This is a genomic window from Micromonospora sp. ANENR4 (assembly GCF_015354395.1).
In the GTDB taxonomy this organism is placed as follows: Bacteria; Actinomycetota; Actinomycetes; order Mycobacteriales; family Micromonosporaceae; genus Micromonospora; species Micromonospora aurantiaca.
On record NZ_JADKYQ010000009.1, the window covers coordinates 289,360 to 307,481 of the forward strand.

Annotated in this window: 12 protein-coding genes; 6 read left to right on the plus strand and 6 right to left on the minus strand. The window is 72.8% G+C overall.

Annotation, left to right across the window (positions count from 1 at the left end; translation table 11 throughout):
* Positions 1–55 precede the first annotated feature (55 nt).
* Positions 56–1,054 carry a LacI family DNA-binding transcriptional regulator gene (locus IRY44_RS18220; RefSeq protein ID WP_194801499.1) on the minus strand — a complete coding sequence of 333 codons (999 nt, stop codon included), beginning with the start codon at positions 1,052–1,054 and terminating at the stop codon, positions 56–58.
* A 150-nt stretch (positions 1,055–1,204) separates the two neighbouring features.
* Here IRY44_RS18220 and IRY44_RS18225 point away from each other — a divergent pair, with 150 nt between their 5' ends.
* Positions 1,205–2,716, plus strand: coding sequence for an alpha-N-arabinofuranosidase (locus tag IRY44_RS18225; protein WP_194801500.1), 1,512 nt, complete (start codon positions 1,205–1,207; stop codon positions 2,714–2,716).
* Positions 2,717–2,851: 135 nt separating this feature from the next.
* Here IRY44_RS18225 and IRY44_RS18230 read toward each other — a convergent pair whose 3' ends face one another.
* Positions 2,852–4,345, minus strand: a complete 1,494-nt coding sequence (locus IRY44_RS18230; RefSeq protein WP_194801501.1) for an amino acid permease — start codon at positions 4,343–4,345, stop codon at positions 2,852–2,854.
* 273 nt (positions 4,346–4,618) lie between these two features.
* Between IRY44_RS18230 and IRY44_RS18235 the strand changes: the two genes are divergently transcribed.
* Both IRY44_RS18235 and IRY44_RS18240 read left to right on the plus strand, forming a co-directional pair.
* Complete coding sequence (locus tag IRY44_RS18235; RefSeq protein ID WP_194801502.1) at positions 4,619–6,283, plus strand: glycoside hydrolase family 10 protein; 1,665 nt, start codon at positions 4,619–4,621, stop codon at positions 6,281–6,283.
* Positions 6,284–6,443: 160 nt separating this feature from the next.
* Complete coding sequence (locus IRY44_RS18240) at positions 6,444–6,986, plus strand: phospholipase (RefSeq protein WP_194801503.1); 543 nt, start codon at positions 6,444–6,446, stop codon at positions 6,984–6,986.
* Positions 6,987–7,080: 94 nt separating this feature from the next.
* On the opposite strand, the gene IRY44_RS18245 is transcribed toward IRY44_RS18240, so the two are convergent.
* Together IRY44_RS18245 and IRY44_RS18250 are read right to left on the minus strand one after the other, a co-directional pair.
* Complete coding sequence (locus IRY44_RS18245) at positions 7,081–9,897, minus strand: adenylate/guanylate cyclase domain-containing protein (RefSeq protein ID WP_194801504.1); 2,817 nt, start codon at positions 9,895–9,897, stop codon at positions 7,081–7,083.
* A 155-nt stretch (positions 9,898–10,052) separates the two neighbouring features.
* Positions 10,053–10,268, minus strand: a complete 216-nt coding sequence (locus tag IRY44_RS18250) for a zinc ribbon domain-containing protein (protein WP_194801505.1) — start codon at positions 10,266–10,268, stop codon at positions 10,053–10,055.
* A 56-nt stretch (positions 10,269–10,324) separates the two neighbouring features.
* On the opposite strand from IRY44_RS18250, the gene IRY44_RS18255 reads away from it, so the two are divergent.
* The 3 genes from IRY44_RS18255 to IRY44_RS18265 all read left to right on the plus strand — a co-directional run bounded on the left by IRY44_RS18255 (position 10,325) and on the right by IRY44_RS18265 (position 15,990).
* A complete protein-coding gene (locus tag IRY44_RS18255) occupies positions 10,325–11,542 on the plus strand; it encodes a murein transglycosylase (RefSeq protein WP_370584964.1) in 1,218 nt (405 codons plus the stop codon).
* 67 nt (positions 11,543–11,609) lie between these two features.
* On the plus strand, positions 11,610–12,626 hold the full coding sequence (locus IRY44_RS18260; RefSeq protein WP_194801543.1) for a GNAT family N-acetyltransferase: 1,017 nt from the start codon (positions 11,610–11,612) through the stop codon (positions 12,624–12,626).
* A 91-nt stretch (positions 12,627–12,717) separates the two neighbouring features.
* Entirely contained in the window at positions 12,718–15,990 is a 3,273-nt protein-coding gene (locus IRY44_RS18265; protein WP_194801507.1) for a lamin tail domain-containing protein, read from the plus strand.
* A gap of 32 nt (positions 15,991–16,022) precedes the next feature.
* Here the strand turns inward: IRY44_RS18265 and IRY44_RS18270 are convergent, their stop codons facing one another.
* Entirely contained in the window at positions 16,023–16,658 is a 636-nt protein-coding gene (locus IRY44_RS18270; RefSeq protein ID WP_370584965.1) for a multiprotein-bridging factor 1 family protein, read from the minus strand.
* A gap of 471 nt (positions 16,659–17,129) precedes the next feature.
* Positions 17,130–18,113 carry a porphobilinogen synthase gene (hemB, locus tag IRY44_RS18275; RefSeq protein ID WP_194801509.1) on the minus strand — a complete coding sequence of 328 codons (984 nt, stop codon included), beginning with the start codon at positions 18,111–18,113 and terminating at the stop codon, positions 17,130–17,132.
* Positions 18,114–18,122 lie beyond the last annotated feature (9 nt).

The window sequence follows — 18,122 nt, forward strand, 5'->3', positions numbered from 1 at the left end:
TCAAGGAGATCGACTTCGCCGTCAACTTCATGATCGACGGGGACGAGAACGCGGGTTAGGCGGACTCGCGCAGGGCCAGGTGGTGGGGGGCCACCAGTTCGCGCGGTGGGGAGTCGCGGTCGGGGCCCAGGCGACCCGCCAGGAGCTCTACCGCGAGGCGGGCGATGCGTTCCTTGTCGGGGGCGACAGTGGTCAGCGTCGGGATCGAGAAGCGGCCGTCCTCGATGTCGTCGAAGCCGGCCACCGCGACGTCCTCGGGCACGCGCAGGCCCATCTCGTGCAGGGCACGCAGCGCGCCGAGCGCGAGCGTGTCGTTGAAGCAGAAGACGGCGTCGGGGCGTACCCCCGTGGTGAGCAGGTGCCGCATGGCGGCGGCGCCGTCCGCGCGGTGCCAGGCCGGCGCGGGCGCCACCAGGCGCTCGTCGTACGCGATGCCGGCCTCGGCCAGCGCGGCGGTGTAGCCGGCCAGGCGGAGGCGGGCGCTCGCGCCCTCGGGGGTCCGCCGGGAGCCGATCGCGGCGATCCGGCGGCGGCCGAGCCCGAGCAGGTGGGCGGTGATCTCGCGGGCGGCGGCCACGTTGTCGATCATGACGTGGTCGGCAGGGCCGTGGTCGACGCGTTCGCCGAGCAGCACCACGGGCAGGCCGGCCAGCGCGGCGAGGTCGTCGGCGGTGAGCGCGAGCGGGCTCAGGATCAGGCCGTCGATCATGTGGTCGCCGATCCCGCTGGCGGCCTTGCGCTCCCGCTCGGAGCGACCACCGGTCTGGTCGATCAGGACCGTCCAGCCGTGGTCGGCGGCGGCGGTGACGACGTGCCGGGCCAGCTCGGCGAAGTAGGGGATGTCCAGTTCGGGTACGGCCAGCGCGATCACCCCGGTGCGGCCCTTGCGCAGGTTGCGAGCAGACAGGTTGGGCCGGTAGTTGAGCGCGGCGATGGCCTCCTCGACGCGGGCCCGGGTGTCGGCGCGCACGTGCTGGTAGCCGTTGACGACGTTGGAGACGGTCTTCACCGACACTCCGGCGCGCTCCGCGACGTCCTTGAGCCTGTGCCGCACTGCACTTCCTTCCGGTGAACGCTGGCCGCACTGTACCGCGCCACGGCGACGCAACTGCCTCTTTACACGGGCGCTTACAACGTTGTACAAACCACTGACAACGGAGTGACAGCGGTCACCCGAACCAGCAGCGAGGGAGAGGTTGCCATCGTGCCGAACGCGCAGCTCACGATCGATCCGGCGTTCCGGGTCGCGCCAGCGGATCGCCGGATCTTCGGCTCCTTCGTCGAGCACATGGGCCGCTGCGTCTACGGCGGGGTGTACGAACCGGGCCACCCCACAGCCGACCGGCGAGGGCTGCGGCGCGACGTGCTGGACCTGACCCGTGAGCTGGGCGTCTCCGTGGTCCGCTACCCGGGCGGCAACTTCGTCTCCAGCTACCGCTGGGAGGACGGCATCGGCCCGGTCGGTGACCGCCCGCGCCGGCTCGACCTGGCCTGGAAGACCGTCGAGACAAACGAGTTCGGGCTCGACGAGTTCATGACCTGGGCGGCCGAGGCCGGGATCGAGCCGATGATGGCGGTCAACCTCGGCACCCGCGGCGTGACCGAGGCGCTCGATCTGCTGGAGTACACAAACCACCCGGGCGGCACCCAGATGTCCGACCTGCGCCGCAAGCACGGCGCCGAGCAGCCGTACGGGGTGCGGCTGTGGTGCCTCGGCAACGAGATGGACGGGCCGTGGCAGGTCGGGCACAAGACCGCCGACGAGTACGGCCGCCTCGCCGCCGAGACCGCCCGCGCGATGAAGATGATCGACCCCTCGATCAGCCTGGTCGCCTGCGGCAGCTCCGGCCGGGGCATGCCCACGTTCGCCGCGTGGGAGGCGACGGTGCTGGAGCACACCTACGAGCACGTCGACTACATCTCCGCCCACACCTACTACGACCCCTCCGACGGCGACCGGGCCAGCCTGCTCGCCTCCGCCGTCGACATGGACGCCTTCATCACCGAGGTCGTCGCCACCGCCGATTACGTGGGCGCCAAGCTGCGGCAGAAGCGCAAGCTGAAGATCTCCTTCGACGAGTGGAACGTCTGGTACCAGTCCCGCCTCCAGTCCGACCTGGACCGGCGTGGCTGGGTCGAGGCGCCGGCGCTGATCGAGGACGACTACACCGCGATCGACGCGGTGGTGGTGGGCGACCTGCTGATCACCCTGCTCCGGCACGCCGACCGCATCGGCGTGGCGTGCCAGGCGCAGCTCGCCAACGTGATCGCCCCGATCCGTACCCGCAACGGCGGTCCGGCGTGGCGGCAGAGCATCTTCCACCCGTTCGCGCTGACCGCCCGGTACGCCCGCGGCACCGTGCTGCGGACCGAGCCCACCGGCCCCACCCACGAGACCCGGCGGTACGGCGACGTGCCCGCGCTGGACACCGTCGCCGTGCACGACGAGGAGACCGGCGCGCTGGCCGTCTTCGCGGTCAACCGCAGCTCGCAGGACGTCCCGCTCGACCTGGACCTGCGCGGCCTGCCCGGCCTGCGAGCCGAGGCACACACCACAGTGGCGGCCGGAACCGACCCGGACGCCACGAACACCGAGGCGGACCCGGAGCGGGTCACACCCCGGGACCTCACCACTCCCGCTGTCGACGGCGGCCGGGTCTCCGTGCTGCTGCCGGCCACCTCCTGGAACCTGCTGCGCTTCGTGCCGGCGCCGTGACACGTCATCCAGGGCGTCTCCCGCAGCGGAAGGGGTGAGCGGGTAAGGAAGGGCCCCTTGTTAACGCCTCCGGTAGCAGAAAGGCCCCTTCTTAACGCCGGGCGTTAAGAAGGGGCCCTTCTTCGGGTGCCCGCCTCAGGGGGTGGGGGCGGGCTCGGGGGTGTCCGAGTGCTCGCGACGGGCGAGCCGGTTCTTGCGGTGGCCGTACCCGAAGTAGATGACCGCGCCGATCAGCATCCAGGCGAGGAACCGCAGCCACGTCTCCACCGACAGGTTCAGGCTCAGGTAGAGGCACGCCAGCGCGGTGAGGATCGGCAGCACGGGCGAGAACGGCACCTTGAACGGCCGTTCCAGGTCGGGGCGGCGCTTACGCAGGACCGGCACCGCGATCGCGACCAGCGTGAACGCGCAGAGCGCGCCGATGCTGACCAGGTCGGCAAGCGCGGACAGCGGCAGGAACCCGGCGAGCAGCGCCACCGCGATCGTCATGATCCCGGCGATCCGGTACGGCGTACCCCAGCGCGGGTGCACCTTCGCGATGGCGGGCGGGATGAGCCCGTCCCGGGCGATGGCGAAGCCGATCCGGCCCATCGCCACCAGGTCGACCAGGATCACGCTGGTGAGCCCGGCGACGGCGGCGATGGAGACGAGCACCGCGGCCCAGCCGGCGCCGACCGCCCGGAACGCGGACGCGATCGGCGCGCCCTCGTCGATCTCGGTGTACTTGACCATGCCGACCACGACGAGCGAGACGCCGATGTAGAGCACTGTCGAGATGAGCAGCGTGCCGAGCAGACCCAGCGGCAGGTCCCGCTTGGGCTTGCGGGTCTCCTCACCCAGGTTCGCCACGGCCTCGAACCCGGTGTACGCGAAGAACACCACGGCGGCGGCGGTGAGCACCCCGACGAAGCCGAAGACGGAGGGTTCCAGCCCGAAGATGGCCTGGGTGACCGGTTGCTTGACGCCGTCGTCTCCGGCCCCGGCCGGCTCGGCGGACGGGATGAACGGGCTGAGGTTGGCCGCCTTGACGAAGAACAGCCCGGCGATGATGACGAAGGCGCAGATCGCCACCTTGACCAGCACCAGCAGGTTGGTGACCCGGGCCGACTCGCGGATGCCGACGATGGCGACCACACCGAGCACCAGCACGATGCCGATCGCGCCGAGGTTGACGACGCTGCCCTCTTCGGCGAACCAGGCGCTGGGCAGGCCGAACAGGTCGGCGAGGTAGCCGGACCAGCCGCGGGCCACCACCGCCGCGCCGAGCGCGAACTCCAGCAGCAGGTCCCAGCCGATGATCCAGGCGACGATCTCGCCCATCGTCGCGTACGCGTAGGTGTAGGCGCTGCCGGCGGTCGGCACGCTGCTGGCGAGTTCGGCGTAGCAGAGCGCGGCGAGCAGCGCGACCAGGCCGGCGATGCCGAACGAGATCACCACGCCGGGCCCGGCGCTGTTGCGCGCCTCGACGCCGGTGAGCGTGAAGATGCCGGTGCCGATCACGATGCCGATGCCGAAGCCCATCAGGTCGACCGCGCCGAGCCGGCGCCGCAGGCCCGGTTTGCCGTCCTCGCCGTCGGCGTCGCCCTGGGCGAGCACGTCGCCGATCGGCTTGGTCCGCAGGACCGACATCTGATCACCTCCCCCGCCGTGTGGCCGCCACGGTGGCGGTCTGTGACCGGGCTAGCTACCCAGCCGTTTTCCGCTCCAATCCCGCACCGCAGGTCTCGGAATCGTCACGATCCGGCCGAGTCGGACGGCGCGGGACATCGATCACCGGTCGGGGTCTTGCGCCGGGCACGGATAGATGAAAGTTTTCTACCGGCGGCATGGATGGCACGGCGAATCTTGCCGTACGCTCCGCCGCCGACCGTCCCCCCGGACCCGACGAAGGGACCGCACCGCATGAAGGCAACTCGGCTCGGAGCCGCCGCGCTGGCCGCGGCGCTGCTCGGCACGCTGGTCGCCGGCACGCCGGCGCAGGCCGCCCCCGGCGACACCGGCACCGCCACTTCCCCCTCCACCGACTGCGTCACCGATCCGGCCACCCCCAAGCGCCAGTTCCGGGCCATGTGGATCGCCTCGGTGACGAACATCGACTGGCCCAGCAAGGACTCCTGGACCGCGCCGGACCAGGTGGCCAAGCAGAAGGCCGAATACCTGGCCTGGCTCGACCTGGCCCGCAAGCTCAACCACAACGCCGTCGTGGTCCAGGTCCGCCCGACCGCCGACGCGTTCTGGCCCTCGCCGTACGAGCCGTGGTCGGAGTACCTGACCGGCGTACGCGGCAAGAACCCGGGCTGGGACCCGCTGGCCTTCCTGGTCGCCGAGTCGCACAAGCGCAACCTGGAGTTCCACGCCTGGTTCAACCCGTACCGCGTCTCGATGCCCGCGCCCGGCGGCGCCGGCGCCGACCTGTCGCAACTGGCCCCGGACAGCCCGGCCCGCCAGCACCCCGACTGGGTCTTCGCCTACCCGCCCGCCGGCGTCGCCGGCAGCCGGCTCTACTACAACCCCGGCGTCCCCGAGGTCCGCGAGTTCGTCCAGACCGCGATGATGGACGCGGTCAAGCGGTACGACATCGACGGCGTGCACTTCGACGACTACTTCTACCCGTACCCGAGCGGCACCCACCAGGTGCCCGACGACGCCACGTTCGCGGCGTACAACAGGGGCTTCACCGACAAGGCCGACTGGCGGCGGGACAACATCAACCTGCTGATCCAGGAGATGAACGCCAAGATCAAGGCGGTCAAGCCGCATGTGAAGTTCGGCGTCAGCCCGTTCGGCATCTGGCGCAACGCGTCAGCCGACCCGAACGGTTCGGACACCACCGGCTCGCAGTCGTACGACATCATCTCCGCCGACTCCCGCAAGTGGGTCAAGGAGGAGTGGATCGACTACATCGTGCCGCAGCTCTACTGGTACATCGGCCAGTACCCGGCCGCCGACTACGCCCGGCTGGTGCCGTGGTGGGCCGAGCAGGTGCGCGGCACGCGGGTGCAGCTCTACATCGGCCAAGCCGACTACAAGAGCGGAGACCCGGCGTACGGGTCGTTCTGGATGAACCCGCAGGAGCTGTCGAACCACCTGACGCTCAACCGGTCGTACCCGGAGGTGCTCGGCAACGTGCACTTCTCCGCGGTGCAGGTCCGGGCGAACCGGCTCGGCGCCACCGACATCTACGCCGCCGAGCACTACTCCCGCCCGGCGCTGGTGCCCACCATGACGCACCTGCCGCGCAAGCCGCTGCTGTTCCCGGTGGTCACCAAGGCCCAGCGGGAGGCGGACGGGGTACGCCTGAGCTGGCGGCAGCCGGCCGACGGCAAGGGCCCGCTCGGCACCGCCGCGTCGTACGCGATCTACCGGTTCGACGGGCACGGCCTGGCCGGGCGCTGCGACTTCGCGGACGCCTCGCACCTGGTCGGCACCGTCCGGGCCACCGATGGCGCCGTGCAGTCCTGGGTGGACACCACGGCGGCCGACGGCGCCCGGTACACGTACTACGTGACCGCGCTGGACCGGCTGGCGAACGAGAGCCCGGCGAGCCCGCCGCGCTTCGTCCGCTGATCCACCCCGGATGCCCCCGGGCCGCCTCGCCGGCCCGGGGGCATTCGTCTGTTCAGGCGGATGTCAGCGAGCCGTTCCCCGAGGCATCGCCCCAGCTCACCGATTTGATCGACACTTGTCGACATCCGGAGATCCCGGCCACCACCCCCCGGAGGTTCCCGTGTCCCGTCGACTCGCCACCACCCTCGCCGCCGGCGCGCTCGCCCTGCTCACGCTGCTCGGCCTGGCGACACCGGCCGCCGCCGCGGTGAGCACCCAGCAGAAGCTGTCCGTCCTGACCAGTTGGACGCAGACCAGCGCGTCCAGCTACAACGCCTGGAACAGCGCCCGGCAGAACCGGGCGCCCTGGACCGAGTACGGCTTCGACTGGTCCACCGACTACTGCTCGTCCAGCCCGGACAACCCGGTCGGGTTCAACTTCAAGCTCTCCTGCTACCGGCACGACTTCGGCTACCGCAACCACAAGGCGATGGGCGTCTTCTCGTCCAGCAAGTCCCGCCTGGACAGCGCCTTCTACGCCGACCTGAAGCGGGTCTGCGCCACGTACAACGCGGTGGTCCGGCCCGCCTGCTACAGCCTCGCCTGGACGTACTACCAGGCGGTGAGCGTCTTCGGCTCGGTCGCCGCCGTGTCGCAGGCCGACCTCGACCGCGCCGCCCGGATGAAGGCCGACGCCCAGCGCCGCGCCGCCGCCCTCACCTGACGCACCGCGCCGGGGAGTCCGCCGCCCGGCGGGCTCCCCTCCGGCTCACCGGCCGACCGCTGCGCCCGGCCGTCCTCCAGCGCGGTCGGCCCGCTCAGCCGGCTGTGCTGCGTGGCTCGAACGCCGGCCAGGAACCCGGCGGCCGCGCGCCGAACCGGGGCGAGTCGGCGGCCAGGTCCGGGTGCTCGACGTGCAGCGCCAGCGCCGCCACCTCGTCCAGCCGCAGCCCCGTCCCGGCCCCGTAGGCGGCGTCGAACGCCTCGTCGCCGAGCACCCGCCGCAGTTCCGCCTGCCGGGCCGACCAGTACGGGCCGTATATCCCCGGCGTGGCCCGCAGGTTCGCCCGGGTGGCCTGCGCCGCCCCGAACAGCCGGGCCGCCGCCAGCGCGTCCCCGGCGAGCGCGCAGCGCACCGCTATCGCGTTTATCGTGTCGCAGGCCCGGCCCAGGTAGCCGTGGCTCATCCGGGACCGCAACGCCACCAGCAGGTGCTCGTGCGCGGCGACCAGATCACCCCGGGCCAGGGCCACCATGCCGAGCAGCATGTCCACCGACCGGCCGCCCCGCTCGGCCGGCCGGGCCGCCTCGACCGGACGGGCCGCGGCGAGCAGGTCGGCCGCCTCGTCCAGCGCACCCCGGCGCCAGAGCAGCTCGGCGAGGTTGTAGACGGCCAGCAGCGCGTCCCCCACCACGTCCTGCGCGTACGCCCAGTCGATCACCTCGCGGCAGATCCGCTCCGCCTCGGCGAACTGCCCCATGTCGACGAGCGGCGCCGCGCGCCCGGCCAGCACCCGGGCCAGCAGCCCCCGGTCACCGGACTGCCGGGCGGCCGCCTCGGCCCGCTGCGAGTACCGCAGCTCCTCGCCGAACTCGCCGTCCGCGCCCGCGTGCAGCGAGTGCATGTGATACGCGGCCGCCAGTTCGGCGTCCGGCATCGGCTCGCCGGTCTCGGCGAGCCGGCCGTAGAGCCGGAACAGCCAGAGCCGCCCCTCCCGGGCCAGGCCGCGCTCCCGCCACCACTGATCCAGGTCACCGGCGAGCGACAGGCCCGACCGGGCGCTGCCGCCGGTGGCACACCAGCGCAACGCGGCCCGCAACTCGTTGGCCAGCGGGTCGAGCGCGTACAGGGAGAGCGTCACCGGGCGGCCGTCCGGGCCCAGGTGCGCCCGGTCCAGCGCGTGCCGGCACCAGGCGACGTGCCGGTCCCGGGCGCTCTGCTCCTCGCCGGCCTCGACCAGCCGCCGCGCGGCGTACGCCCGGATCGGGTCGAGCATCCGGTAGGTGCTGCCGGAGGCGTGCGGCTCGGCCAGCACCATCGACTTGTCCACGAGCACCGAGAGCGGGTCGAGCGGATCCTCGTCGAGCAGCCACTGCACGGTCGGCAGGTCCACCGGCCCGGCGAACACCGCCATCCAGCGCAGCAGCCGCGCCGAGCGCGCGCCGAGCGTCCGGTACGACCAGGTCACAGTGGCCTGGATGGTCAGGTGCCGCTCGCTCGCCGACCGCTGCACCGCCCGTGTCGCCGGGGTGGGCGGTGCAGCGCCGGTAGCGGCGGCCACCAGGTCCACCGTGTCCTGCTGGTTGCCGCTCCAGCCCGCCTCCACCGGTGGCGGTTCCGCCGTCTCCCGCCCGGCGTCGAGCGTGCCCAGCATGTCGTCCAGCCGCTCGGCCAGCTGCCCGGCCGAGAGCACCCTCAGCCGGGCGGCGGCAAGCTCTATGGCCAGCGGCAACCCGTCCAGGCGGCGTACCACCCGGTGCAGGTCGGCCTGCTCGGCCGGCTCCGGCGCCCGGCCGCCGCGGGCCACTGCGGTACGGTCCAGCAACAGCGCCACCGCGTCGCTCCCACCACCGTCGGGGCCCTCGTCCACCGACAGCGGCGGTATCCGCCACACCACTTCGCCGGGTACGCCGAACGACTCCCGGCTGGTCGCCAGCACCCGCACACCCCGGCCACCGGCGAGCAGCCGGCCGATCACCTCGGCCGACGCGGCGGTCTGGGCGTCGCAGGTGTCGAGCAGCACGAGCATCCGGCGCGGCGCCGCGTACTCGACAAGGGTGTCGACCATCGGCCGGCCGGGCTCCGGGCGCAGGCCGAGCACGGCGGCGATCTCGAACGCCACCAGCCCCGGGTCGGTCACCGCGGCGATGTCGACGAACCAGACGCCGTCCGGGTAGTCCTCGACGAGTCCGGAGGCCAGCTCCACCGCCAGCCGGGTCTTGCCGGCGCCGCCCGCGCCGAGCACCGTCACCAGGCGGTACGCCTCGACCAGCCGCCCCAGCTCGGCGCGCTCGGCCTGCCGGCCGACGAACGAGGTGACCTGGGTGGGCAGGTTGTGCGCCGTCGCGTCGGCGGTACGGGGACGCGGGAACCGCCGCTCCAACCCGGGCGCGACGAGCTGGAACAGCCGCTCCCGGTCGTCGAAGCCGCGCAGCCGGTGCAGTCCGAGGTCCAGCAGGGACACCCCGTCCGGCAGCGGGTCGGCGTGCCGGGCGGTGGCGGCCGAGCAGAGCACCTGCCCGCCGTGCGCGGCGGCGGCCACCCGGGCGGCCCGGTGCACCTCGGGGCTGGCGTACTCGCCGTCGCGGGGCTCGGCGTAGCCGGTGTGCAGTCCCATCCGTACCCGGGGGGTGGCGTCCGGGTTGGGCCACTCGTGCCCGGCGAGCGCGCGCTGCGCGGTCAGGCAGGCGCGGACCGCGGCGGCGGCGTCGGGGAACGCGAGGAAGAACGAGTCCCCCTCGGTCAGCAGCTCGGCTCCGTCGGTGCCGGCCAGGGTGTCGCGCAGCAGCCGCCGGTGCTCGTGCAGGACCGGGCGGTAGACCGGGCCGAGCATCCGGGCCAGCCGCGTCGAGCCCTCGATGTCGGTGAACACGAAGGTCACCCACCCGCTGGGGAGGTGGTGTCCTTGCGACATACGTCGAACCTCCGCCCGGTGACGTCGGGTTCATGCTGCCCTATGGTCGTGCCGTCACGCATCGTGAGAACGGCTGGGCAGATTCCGCCCCAAGGTGCCAAAAGATCACACCGGCGGCAAGACCCCGATCGACCCGCGGGACGGAAGGCGGAAAGTCAGCAGCCGCAGGAGCCGCCGCAGCAACCACCGCCGCTGGGAATCCCACCACTCGGGGCGGAGCCGCCCCGTCCGGTGACGGCCACCGTGGACAGCAGTTTCACCGTGTCGGCGTGGCCCTGCGGGCAGGCGGCCGGCTGCGCGGCCTCGGCCATCGGACGGCTGACCTCGAAGGTGTCGCCGCAGGCGCGGCAACGGAACTCGTACCGGGGCATGTCCCAAGCGTACGGCCGGGCCTGACGTCGCCACCCGGATGGGTGATACTCGACGGGTGGTGGACGGCGAACGGCGAGCGACGGCCCGGCCCCTGCGACCCGCCGCGCCACCCGACGACGGCACCCTCGCCATCCCGCGGCCCCGCAAGGCCGGCGCCGAGTCGGTCGGGAAGCCGCAGATAAAGCCGGACGCCGAGCCCGACGCGGACGCCGAGCCCGATGAGAAGCCGCAGCCAGAACCGGGCGCGAAGGCAGACGCCGAGCCCGGGTCGGGCGGGGACGAGCAGCCGGATTCCGCACCGGGGACGAAGGCCGAGGCGGCGGCCGAGAGCGGCGGGCGGCGTCGGCGGATGCCGTTCGCGCACGCCGTCCGGACGCGCCCGAGGCAGCTCGTCGTCGGCGCCGCCCGGGGCACCCGTGCCTGGTCCCGGCGGCCCGGCGGGCGCACCACGCTGCCCGCGCTGTTCCTGCTCGCCCTGGTCGCCGCCGCCGCCACCGCCGGTGCGGTGGTCGTGCCGGCGGCGGTCGACCGGCCGGAGACGGTCGCCGAGGCCACGCCGTCGCAGAGCGTGCCGCAGACCGCGGCGGCGCCCGCCACGCCGCTGTTGCCGGAACTGACCGGCCTGCCCGGCACCGCCGCGCCCACCGGCACGCCGCTGCCCGGTGCGACCACCGCCCCGGTGCTGCCCGCCGGGCGCCCGGCCGACGCGCTCACCGGCTGGGCGCAGCGGGTCAGCGCGGTGACCGGCGTCCCCGTGGTGGCGCTCCAGGCGTACGCGTACGCCGAACTGGTGCTCGCCCAGACCAACCGTGGGTGCCAGCTGAGCTGGACCACGCTGGCCGCCATCGGGTACGTCGAGTCGCGCCACGGCGCGGCGAACGGCGCCACGCTGCAGGCCGACGGCCGGGCCCTGCCGGAGATCAGGGGAGAGCCGCTCGACGGGCAGGGCGGCCGGTCCCGCATCCTCGACACCGACCAGGGGCTGCTCGACGGCGACCGGGTCCACGACCGGGCGCTCGGACCGATGCAGTTCATCCCCACCACCTGGCAGGAGATCGGCGCGGACGCGGACGGCGACGGGGTGAAGAACCCGCACGACATCGACGACGCGGCGCTGGCCGCCGGGCTCTACCTGTGCAAGGGCGGCCGGAACATGACCATCCCGGGTGACTGGTGGGGCGCCATCCTGTCCTACAACGATGTGCGTCGGTACGCCCAGGCCGTCTTCGACAAGGCCGACGAGTACGGCAGGCTCAGCCGCAACGTGAGGTGACGGCTCGCGTACATTCGCGGACTGAACCCTTCCCCCCGGCTGCCGTTGACGGCAAGCTAGACGGGTGATGGTGCGCGAGTGGGATCCCAGGACCGCGTCGTCCGCCGAGATCGCGTCCCTGCTGGACACGCTGAACGCGGTCCTGGCGGCCGATCTGCCGCAGGACCCGCCTTGGCGGGAGAGCTCCATGCGGGAGTATCTGTCCGAGGTGATGCCCGGCGAGCGGCGGATCTCGTGGGTCGCGCAGGACGACGCCGCCCCGGACGGCACGCCCGGCGCGATCCTCGGCCATGTGCACGTGCTGCTGCTCGGCGGCATCGGCGTGCTCGAGGTGCTGGTGCACCCGGCAGTCCGGCGCAGCGGGATCGGCCGTGAGCTGGTGCGGGTGGCCGCCCGCCGGGTCTGGGACGAGGGCTTCCAGTCGATCGGCGTGGAGGTGGTCGGCGACACCCCGGCCGTGGGGTTCTACGAGTCGCTGGGCTTCACCCGCGACTACGTGGAGACCCGCAGCGTGCTCGACCTGCGCTCGGTGGACTGGCCGGCGCTCACCGAGATGGCCGCCGAGGTCGGCGCGGGCTACCGCGTGGAGTTCTGGCCGGGTGGCCCGCCGGACGAACTGATCGAGGCGTACGCGCGGGCCAAGGCCGAGGTGCGCGACTCCGACGACGTGGAGCTGCGGCCCAGCTCCTACGACCCGGACCGGCTGCGCGACAGCCTCGCCACGCTGCACCGGCGCGGCATGAAGCCGTACATCGTGCTGGCGTTGCACGAGCAGACCGGCGAGGTGGCCGGGTTGACCGAGGTGGTGGTGCCGGCGCAGCACCCGACCCGGGCCGACCAGTACGACACGATCGTCGTCCACGACCACCGCGGCTACGGCATCGACCGGGCCATCAAGGCGCGGATGCTGCTGGAGCTGCGCTCGGCCGAGCCCGAGGTGGCCGAGGTGCAGACCTGGAACGCGCAGGACAACGAGTCGATGCTGAAGGTCAACGCCGAGCTGGGCTACCGCCCCGACCGCGACTGGTGCGAATACGGTGTGGACGTCGCCGAACTGGTGCACCGGCTGGACAGTCACCGCTGACCGTTCACCGCCCGGCCATCGAAGGGCTGGACGGTGTACCCACGAGAGCCTTAACGTTCGTTAGTTCCTGTCCACCCATCGTGGAGGCCCCATGCGCCCGCGCCGCACCCTCGCCGCGCTCGCGACCACCGCCGCCGTCACCCTCACGGCGATCGCTGTCGCACCCACCGCGGCCAGCGCCGCGCCCACCGACCTCTTCATCTCGGAGTACGTCGAGGGATCGTCGAACAACAAGGCCGTCGAGCTGTACAACGGCACGGGCGCCCCGATCGACCTGGCCGCCGGCGGCTACCAGCTCCAGCTCTTCTTCAACGGCGCCACCACCTCGACCAACGTGGCCCTCACCGGGACCGTCGCCGCCGGTGACGTGTTCGTCTTCGCCGCCGCGGCGGCCGCGCCGGCGATCCTCGCCCAGGCCGACCAGACGTACTCCGGTTCGCTGTTCAACGGCGACGACGCCATAGTGCTGCGCAAGGGCGGCACGGTGGTCGACTCCCTCGGCCAGGTCGGCGTCGACCCGGGCACCGAGTGGGGCAGCGGGCTGACCAGCACCGCCGACAACACGCTGCGTCGCCTGCCCTCGGTGACCGCCGGCGACACCGACCCGGCGGACCCGTTCGATCCGGCCGCGCAGTGGGCCGGCTTCGCCACCGACACGTTCGACGGGCTGGGCAGCCACACCGTCGGCGGCGGCGGACCGGTCGACCAGCCGGCCACCCTGAACTGCGGCGGCGCGCTGACGCTGTCGGCGGGCGCCACCGCGACCCGCGAGGTGACCGCTACCGACGCCGACGACACGATCACCGACCTGGTGGTCACCTCGGTCGTGCCGGTGCCGGCGAGCGGCTCGATCAGCCGTACCGCGTTCACCCCGGCGACCGCCGACGGCGGCACGGCCACCGCGACGCTGACCGCCACCGGCCTGCCTGCGGGTGGCTACGCGGTCACCGTGACCTCCACCGACACCGACGGCGACAGCGCCACCTGCACGCTCACCGTGCAGGCCACCAGCGTGCTGTCGATCGGCGAGGTGCAGGGCCGCACCGCCGGCGACGAGGACGGTCGCACCGACCGGTCGCCGCTCGCGCCGGCCAGCGGCAACGGCACCAGCTCCACGCTGTACGACGTACGCGGCGTCATCACCGGCATGTCGCTGACCCGCAGCTCGGCCGGGGCCGACCAGTGGGGCTTCTACCTCCAGAGCCGGCTCGGCAGCGAGGACGGCGACCCGCTGACCTCCGACGGCCTGTTCGTCTTCATGGGCTCGTTCACCACGCTGATCGGCGGGTACGCCCCGACCGTCGGCGACGAGGTCGTGCTGCGCGGCCGGGTCTCCGAGTACTTCAACCAGACCCAGCTCTCCGGCGCCTCGCTGGTCCGCAAGCTGGACTCCGGCCTCGACGTGGACACCGCCGTCCGGGTCGACGACGCGGTCCCGCCGGCCGAGGCGGCCGCCGCCGACCTGTTCTGGGAGCGGCACGAGGGCGAGCGGATGCGGGTACGCGCCGGCAGCGGCGTGTCCGCGCCCCGGCACATCTACTCCTCCACCGCCGACTCCGAGATCTACGTACTGGACCGCGAGGACCCGATCATGAAGCGGTCCGACCCGTACGCCCGCCGGGTGTTCCGGGACGCGCACCCGCTCGACGACATCCCCGGCACGCTGTTCGACAACGGCAACAACCAGCGCATCCTGCTGGGTGCGGGCGGCGTGAAGGCGACCGCCGGTGACTCCCGGGCGCTGCTGCCCGAGGCGCGCACGTTCGACACGCTCACCGAGGACGCCTACGGCTCCGTCTCGTACGCCTTCAGCAAGTACAGCGTGCAGCCCGAGCAGCTCACCCTGACCGGTGGCGCCGACCCGGCCGCGAACCACCCGCCGCAGCCGGCCGACCGCGGCAGCGAGGTAGCGATCGCCACCTACAACGTGGAGAACCTGTACGACTACCGGGACGACCCGTTCGACGGCTGCGACTTCGCCGGCAACACCGGCTGCCCCGGCGTCAGCCCGCCGTTCGACTACGTGCCGGCGAGCCCGGAGGCGTACGCCGCCAAGCTCGCAGTGCAGGCCCGGCAGATCGTCCAGTCGCTGCACAGCCCGGATCTGATCCTGGTGCAGGAGGCCGAGGACCAGGACATCTGCTCGGTGGTCGACGGCGCTCTGGCCTGTGGCGACACCAACAACGCCGACGGCGCGCCGGACACCGTGCAGGAGCTGGCGCTCGCCATCGCGGCGAACGGCGGCCCGGCGTACGCCGCCGCGTACGACCGGACCGGCGCGGACGCCCGCGGCATCGCCTCGGCGTTCCTCTACCGCACCGACCGGCTGACGCTGGCCGAGGCGACCGCCGCGGACCCGCTGCTGGGCTCCGCCCCGACGGTCCAGTACCGCTCGGCGGCGCTGCCGTCCAACGCCGACGTGCAGAACCCCAAGGCGCTCAACGCGGTGCTGCCGGCCGACGTGGACCGGTCGACCGGGGTGGACGGCAGCAACGTCTACACCCGCGCGGCGCAGGTGGCCCGGTTCACTGTGAAGGCCGGTCCCGGGTCGAGCGAGCGGTTCACGCTCTGGGCGGTCGCCAACCACTTCTCGTCCGGGCCGGACAGCCGGGTCGGGCAGCGCCGTGAGCAGGCCGCGTACGGTGCGGCAATCGTGCAGGCGGTCGAGGCGAGCGATCCGAACGCCCGCGTGGTGTACGGCGGCGACCTGAACGTCTTCCCCCGCCCGGACGACCCGATCGCCACCGCCCAGAACCCGACGCCGTCGGACCAGCTCGCCCCGCTGTACGAGGCCGGGCTGCACAACCTCTGGGACGACCTGGTGAAGGACGCGCCCGCGTCGGCGTACTCGTACACCTTCAGCGGCCAGGCGCAGACGCTGGACAACCTGTTCGTGAACGACCCGATGCACGACGACCTGGTGCAGGTACGGACGGCGCACATCAACGCCGACTACCCGACCGACGCGCCGGAGCTGGGCGACCGGGGTGCCAGCGACCACGACCCGCAGGTGGCCCGGTTCCGGTCGCGCGCCTCGCTGCGGGTCGCGGACACCTCGGTCACCGAGGGCGACAAGGGCACCAGCACGATGACGTTCACCGTCACCGTGTCCCGCCCGCTGTCCGAGCCGGCCCTGATCTGCGCCACCACCTACGGCACCACCGCCCAGGCCGGGTCGGACTACGACCCGTACGTGGGCTGCCGGGTGCTGGCCGCGGGCCGGACCTCGCTGACGTTCCCGGTCACCGTGCGCGGCGACCGTAAGCGCGAGGCGGACGAGAAGCTCACGCTGTACGTGGCCGGCGTGCCGGGCCTGCGGCTGGCCGACCCGTCCGGCGTCGGGACGATCCTGAACGACGACTGAGCGGTGTGCCGCGCGGCGGCCCGTCGATCCCCTCATGGGCGGATCGGCGGGCCGCCGCGGTATCCGCACCGTTGCGGGTCGGGCGGGGGCGGCACGCTCCGGTACTTGGCCACCCGCACCTCCCACTGGCTGCGGCGGCGCAGCCAGTCCCGGACCTCCCGGTTGCGGTAGAACGTCTCCGGCGGGCGGGCCAGCCCGTACCGGTCGGCCCACCACTCCCCCGGCTCGGGGTCGGTGACGATGTCGAGGTGGGACGGGTACCGCCGCTCCGCGCCGTCGCGCAGGTCGGCCCGGTCACGCATCGGCTTGAGCACCCGGCCGGCCTCGTCGACGACCACGAGCCGGAAGCCGGCCGTGCCGACGATGCGCGACAGCATGGCCAGGCTCGGCGTCAGCGTCCCCGCCTCGATACGCCCGATCGTGCTCGGATGCACCCGGGCGAACCGGGCCAGCTCACGCTGGCTGGTATCGGCCCGGCGACGCACCGCCCGGACGATCCCCGGCGCCGGGAACGGCACGTCGAACGGCTCGGTGAGCAGCGCCGGCCCGCCGTCCGCCGCCGCCGAGGCGGGCGCGCCGGATGCGGTGGGCACGCCAGGTGCGCCGGGCGCGGTGGGCGCGGTGGGCGCGGTGGGCGCCTCCGGCTCGGTGTCGGCGATGTCTGTCACGCCGCCCACGGTCCCGTCTCCCGCACCGACCGGGCAACCCCGCTCCCCGCCCTTGTGGAAAACCCGGGATGCGACGTCCAACTCGCATGGCAGCGACCGCCAGCACACACAGAGTGACTCTTACGCAGAGTTACTGGCTGCCACCAGAGCGAGCGACCCGGCCGCGGCATAAAAGCGACTTAAGCGGACACAAGCCTCGCGATCGCGGCGGCAAGGATAACTACCTCGGCACACTTTGCTCTGCAGCCACCGACGCAGCGCTCACGATTCGTGACAGTTGCGCCAATGGCTGCAGAGCAAAGTCGGCGAGGGGGGAAGTGTCCCGCCAGCCGAAAGAATACGCTGAGTGACCGCCTTGGGCTGTGGACAACGTGCGGCGACCACAACGAGGAGGGCGAAACCGGAGGACGGCGAGCCGAGCCCTGCCGCCGCACGTGGCGGCAGCAGACGGACCACCCGGCCGAGCAGTGGTCAGTAACGCTCGCGCAGCAACTGGGCGGCCTCGACGGCCCAGTAGGTGAGGATGATCTGGGCGCCGGCCCGGCGGATCGAGGTGAGCGTCTCCAGTATCACCCGCTCCCGGTCGATCCAGCCGTTCGCGGCGGCCGCCTCGACCATCGCGTACTCGCCGGAGACCTGGTAGGCGGCGACCGGGACGTTCACCGCGTCCCGGACCGCCGACACCACGTCGAGGTAGGGCAGCGCCGGCTTGACCATCACCATGTCGGCGCCCTCGGCCACGTCCAGCTCGACCTCGCGCAGCGACTCGCGCAGGTTCGCCGGGTCCTGCTGGTAGGTGCACCGGTCCCCCTCCAGCGCCGACTCCACGGCGTCGCGGAACGGGCCGAAGAAGGCGGAGGCGTACTTCACCGCGTACGCAAGCACCGAGACGTCCTGGTGCCCGGCGGCGTCCAGCGCCTTGCGGACCACACCGACCTGGCCGTCCATCATCCCGGACGGCCCGACCACGTGGACCCCGGCGGCGGCCTGGGCCACCGCCATGTCGGCGTACGCGGCGAGCGTGGCGTCGTTGTCGACCCCACCGTCCGGGGTGAGCAGACCGCAGTGCCCGTGCGAGGTGAACTCGTCCAGGCACAGGTCGCTCATCACGACAGTCGAGTCACCGACCTCGGCGATCACGTCCCGGATCGCCGTGTTGAGCACGCCGGCCGGGTCGATGCCGCCGGAGCCGGTCTCGTCCCGCGTCTCGGGCACCCCGAACAGCATGATCCCGCCGACCCCGGCCTGGACCGCCTCCGCCGCGGCCTTGCGCAGCGAGTCCCGGGAGTGCTGGAGCACCCCCGGGAGCGACGCGATGGCCCGCGGCTCGGTCAGGCCCTCCTTGACGAACATCGGCACGACCAGCTCGGCCGGGTCGACGCGGGTCTCGGAGACCAGCCGCCGCACGGCCGCGTTGCGGCGCAGCCGGCGGGGCCGGATCTCGGGGTACGGCATGACGGGGCC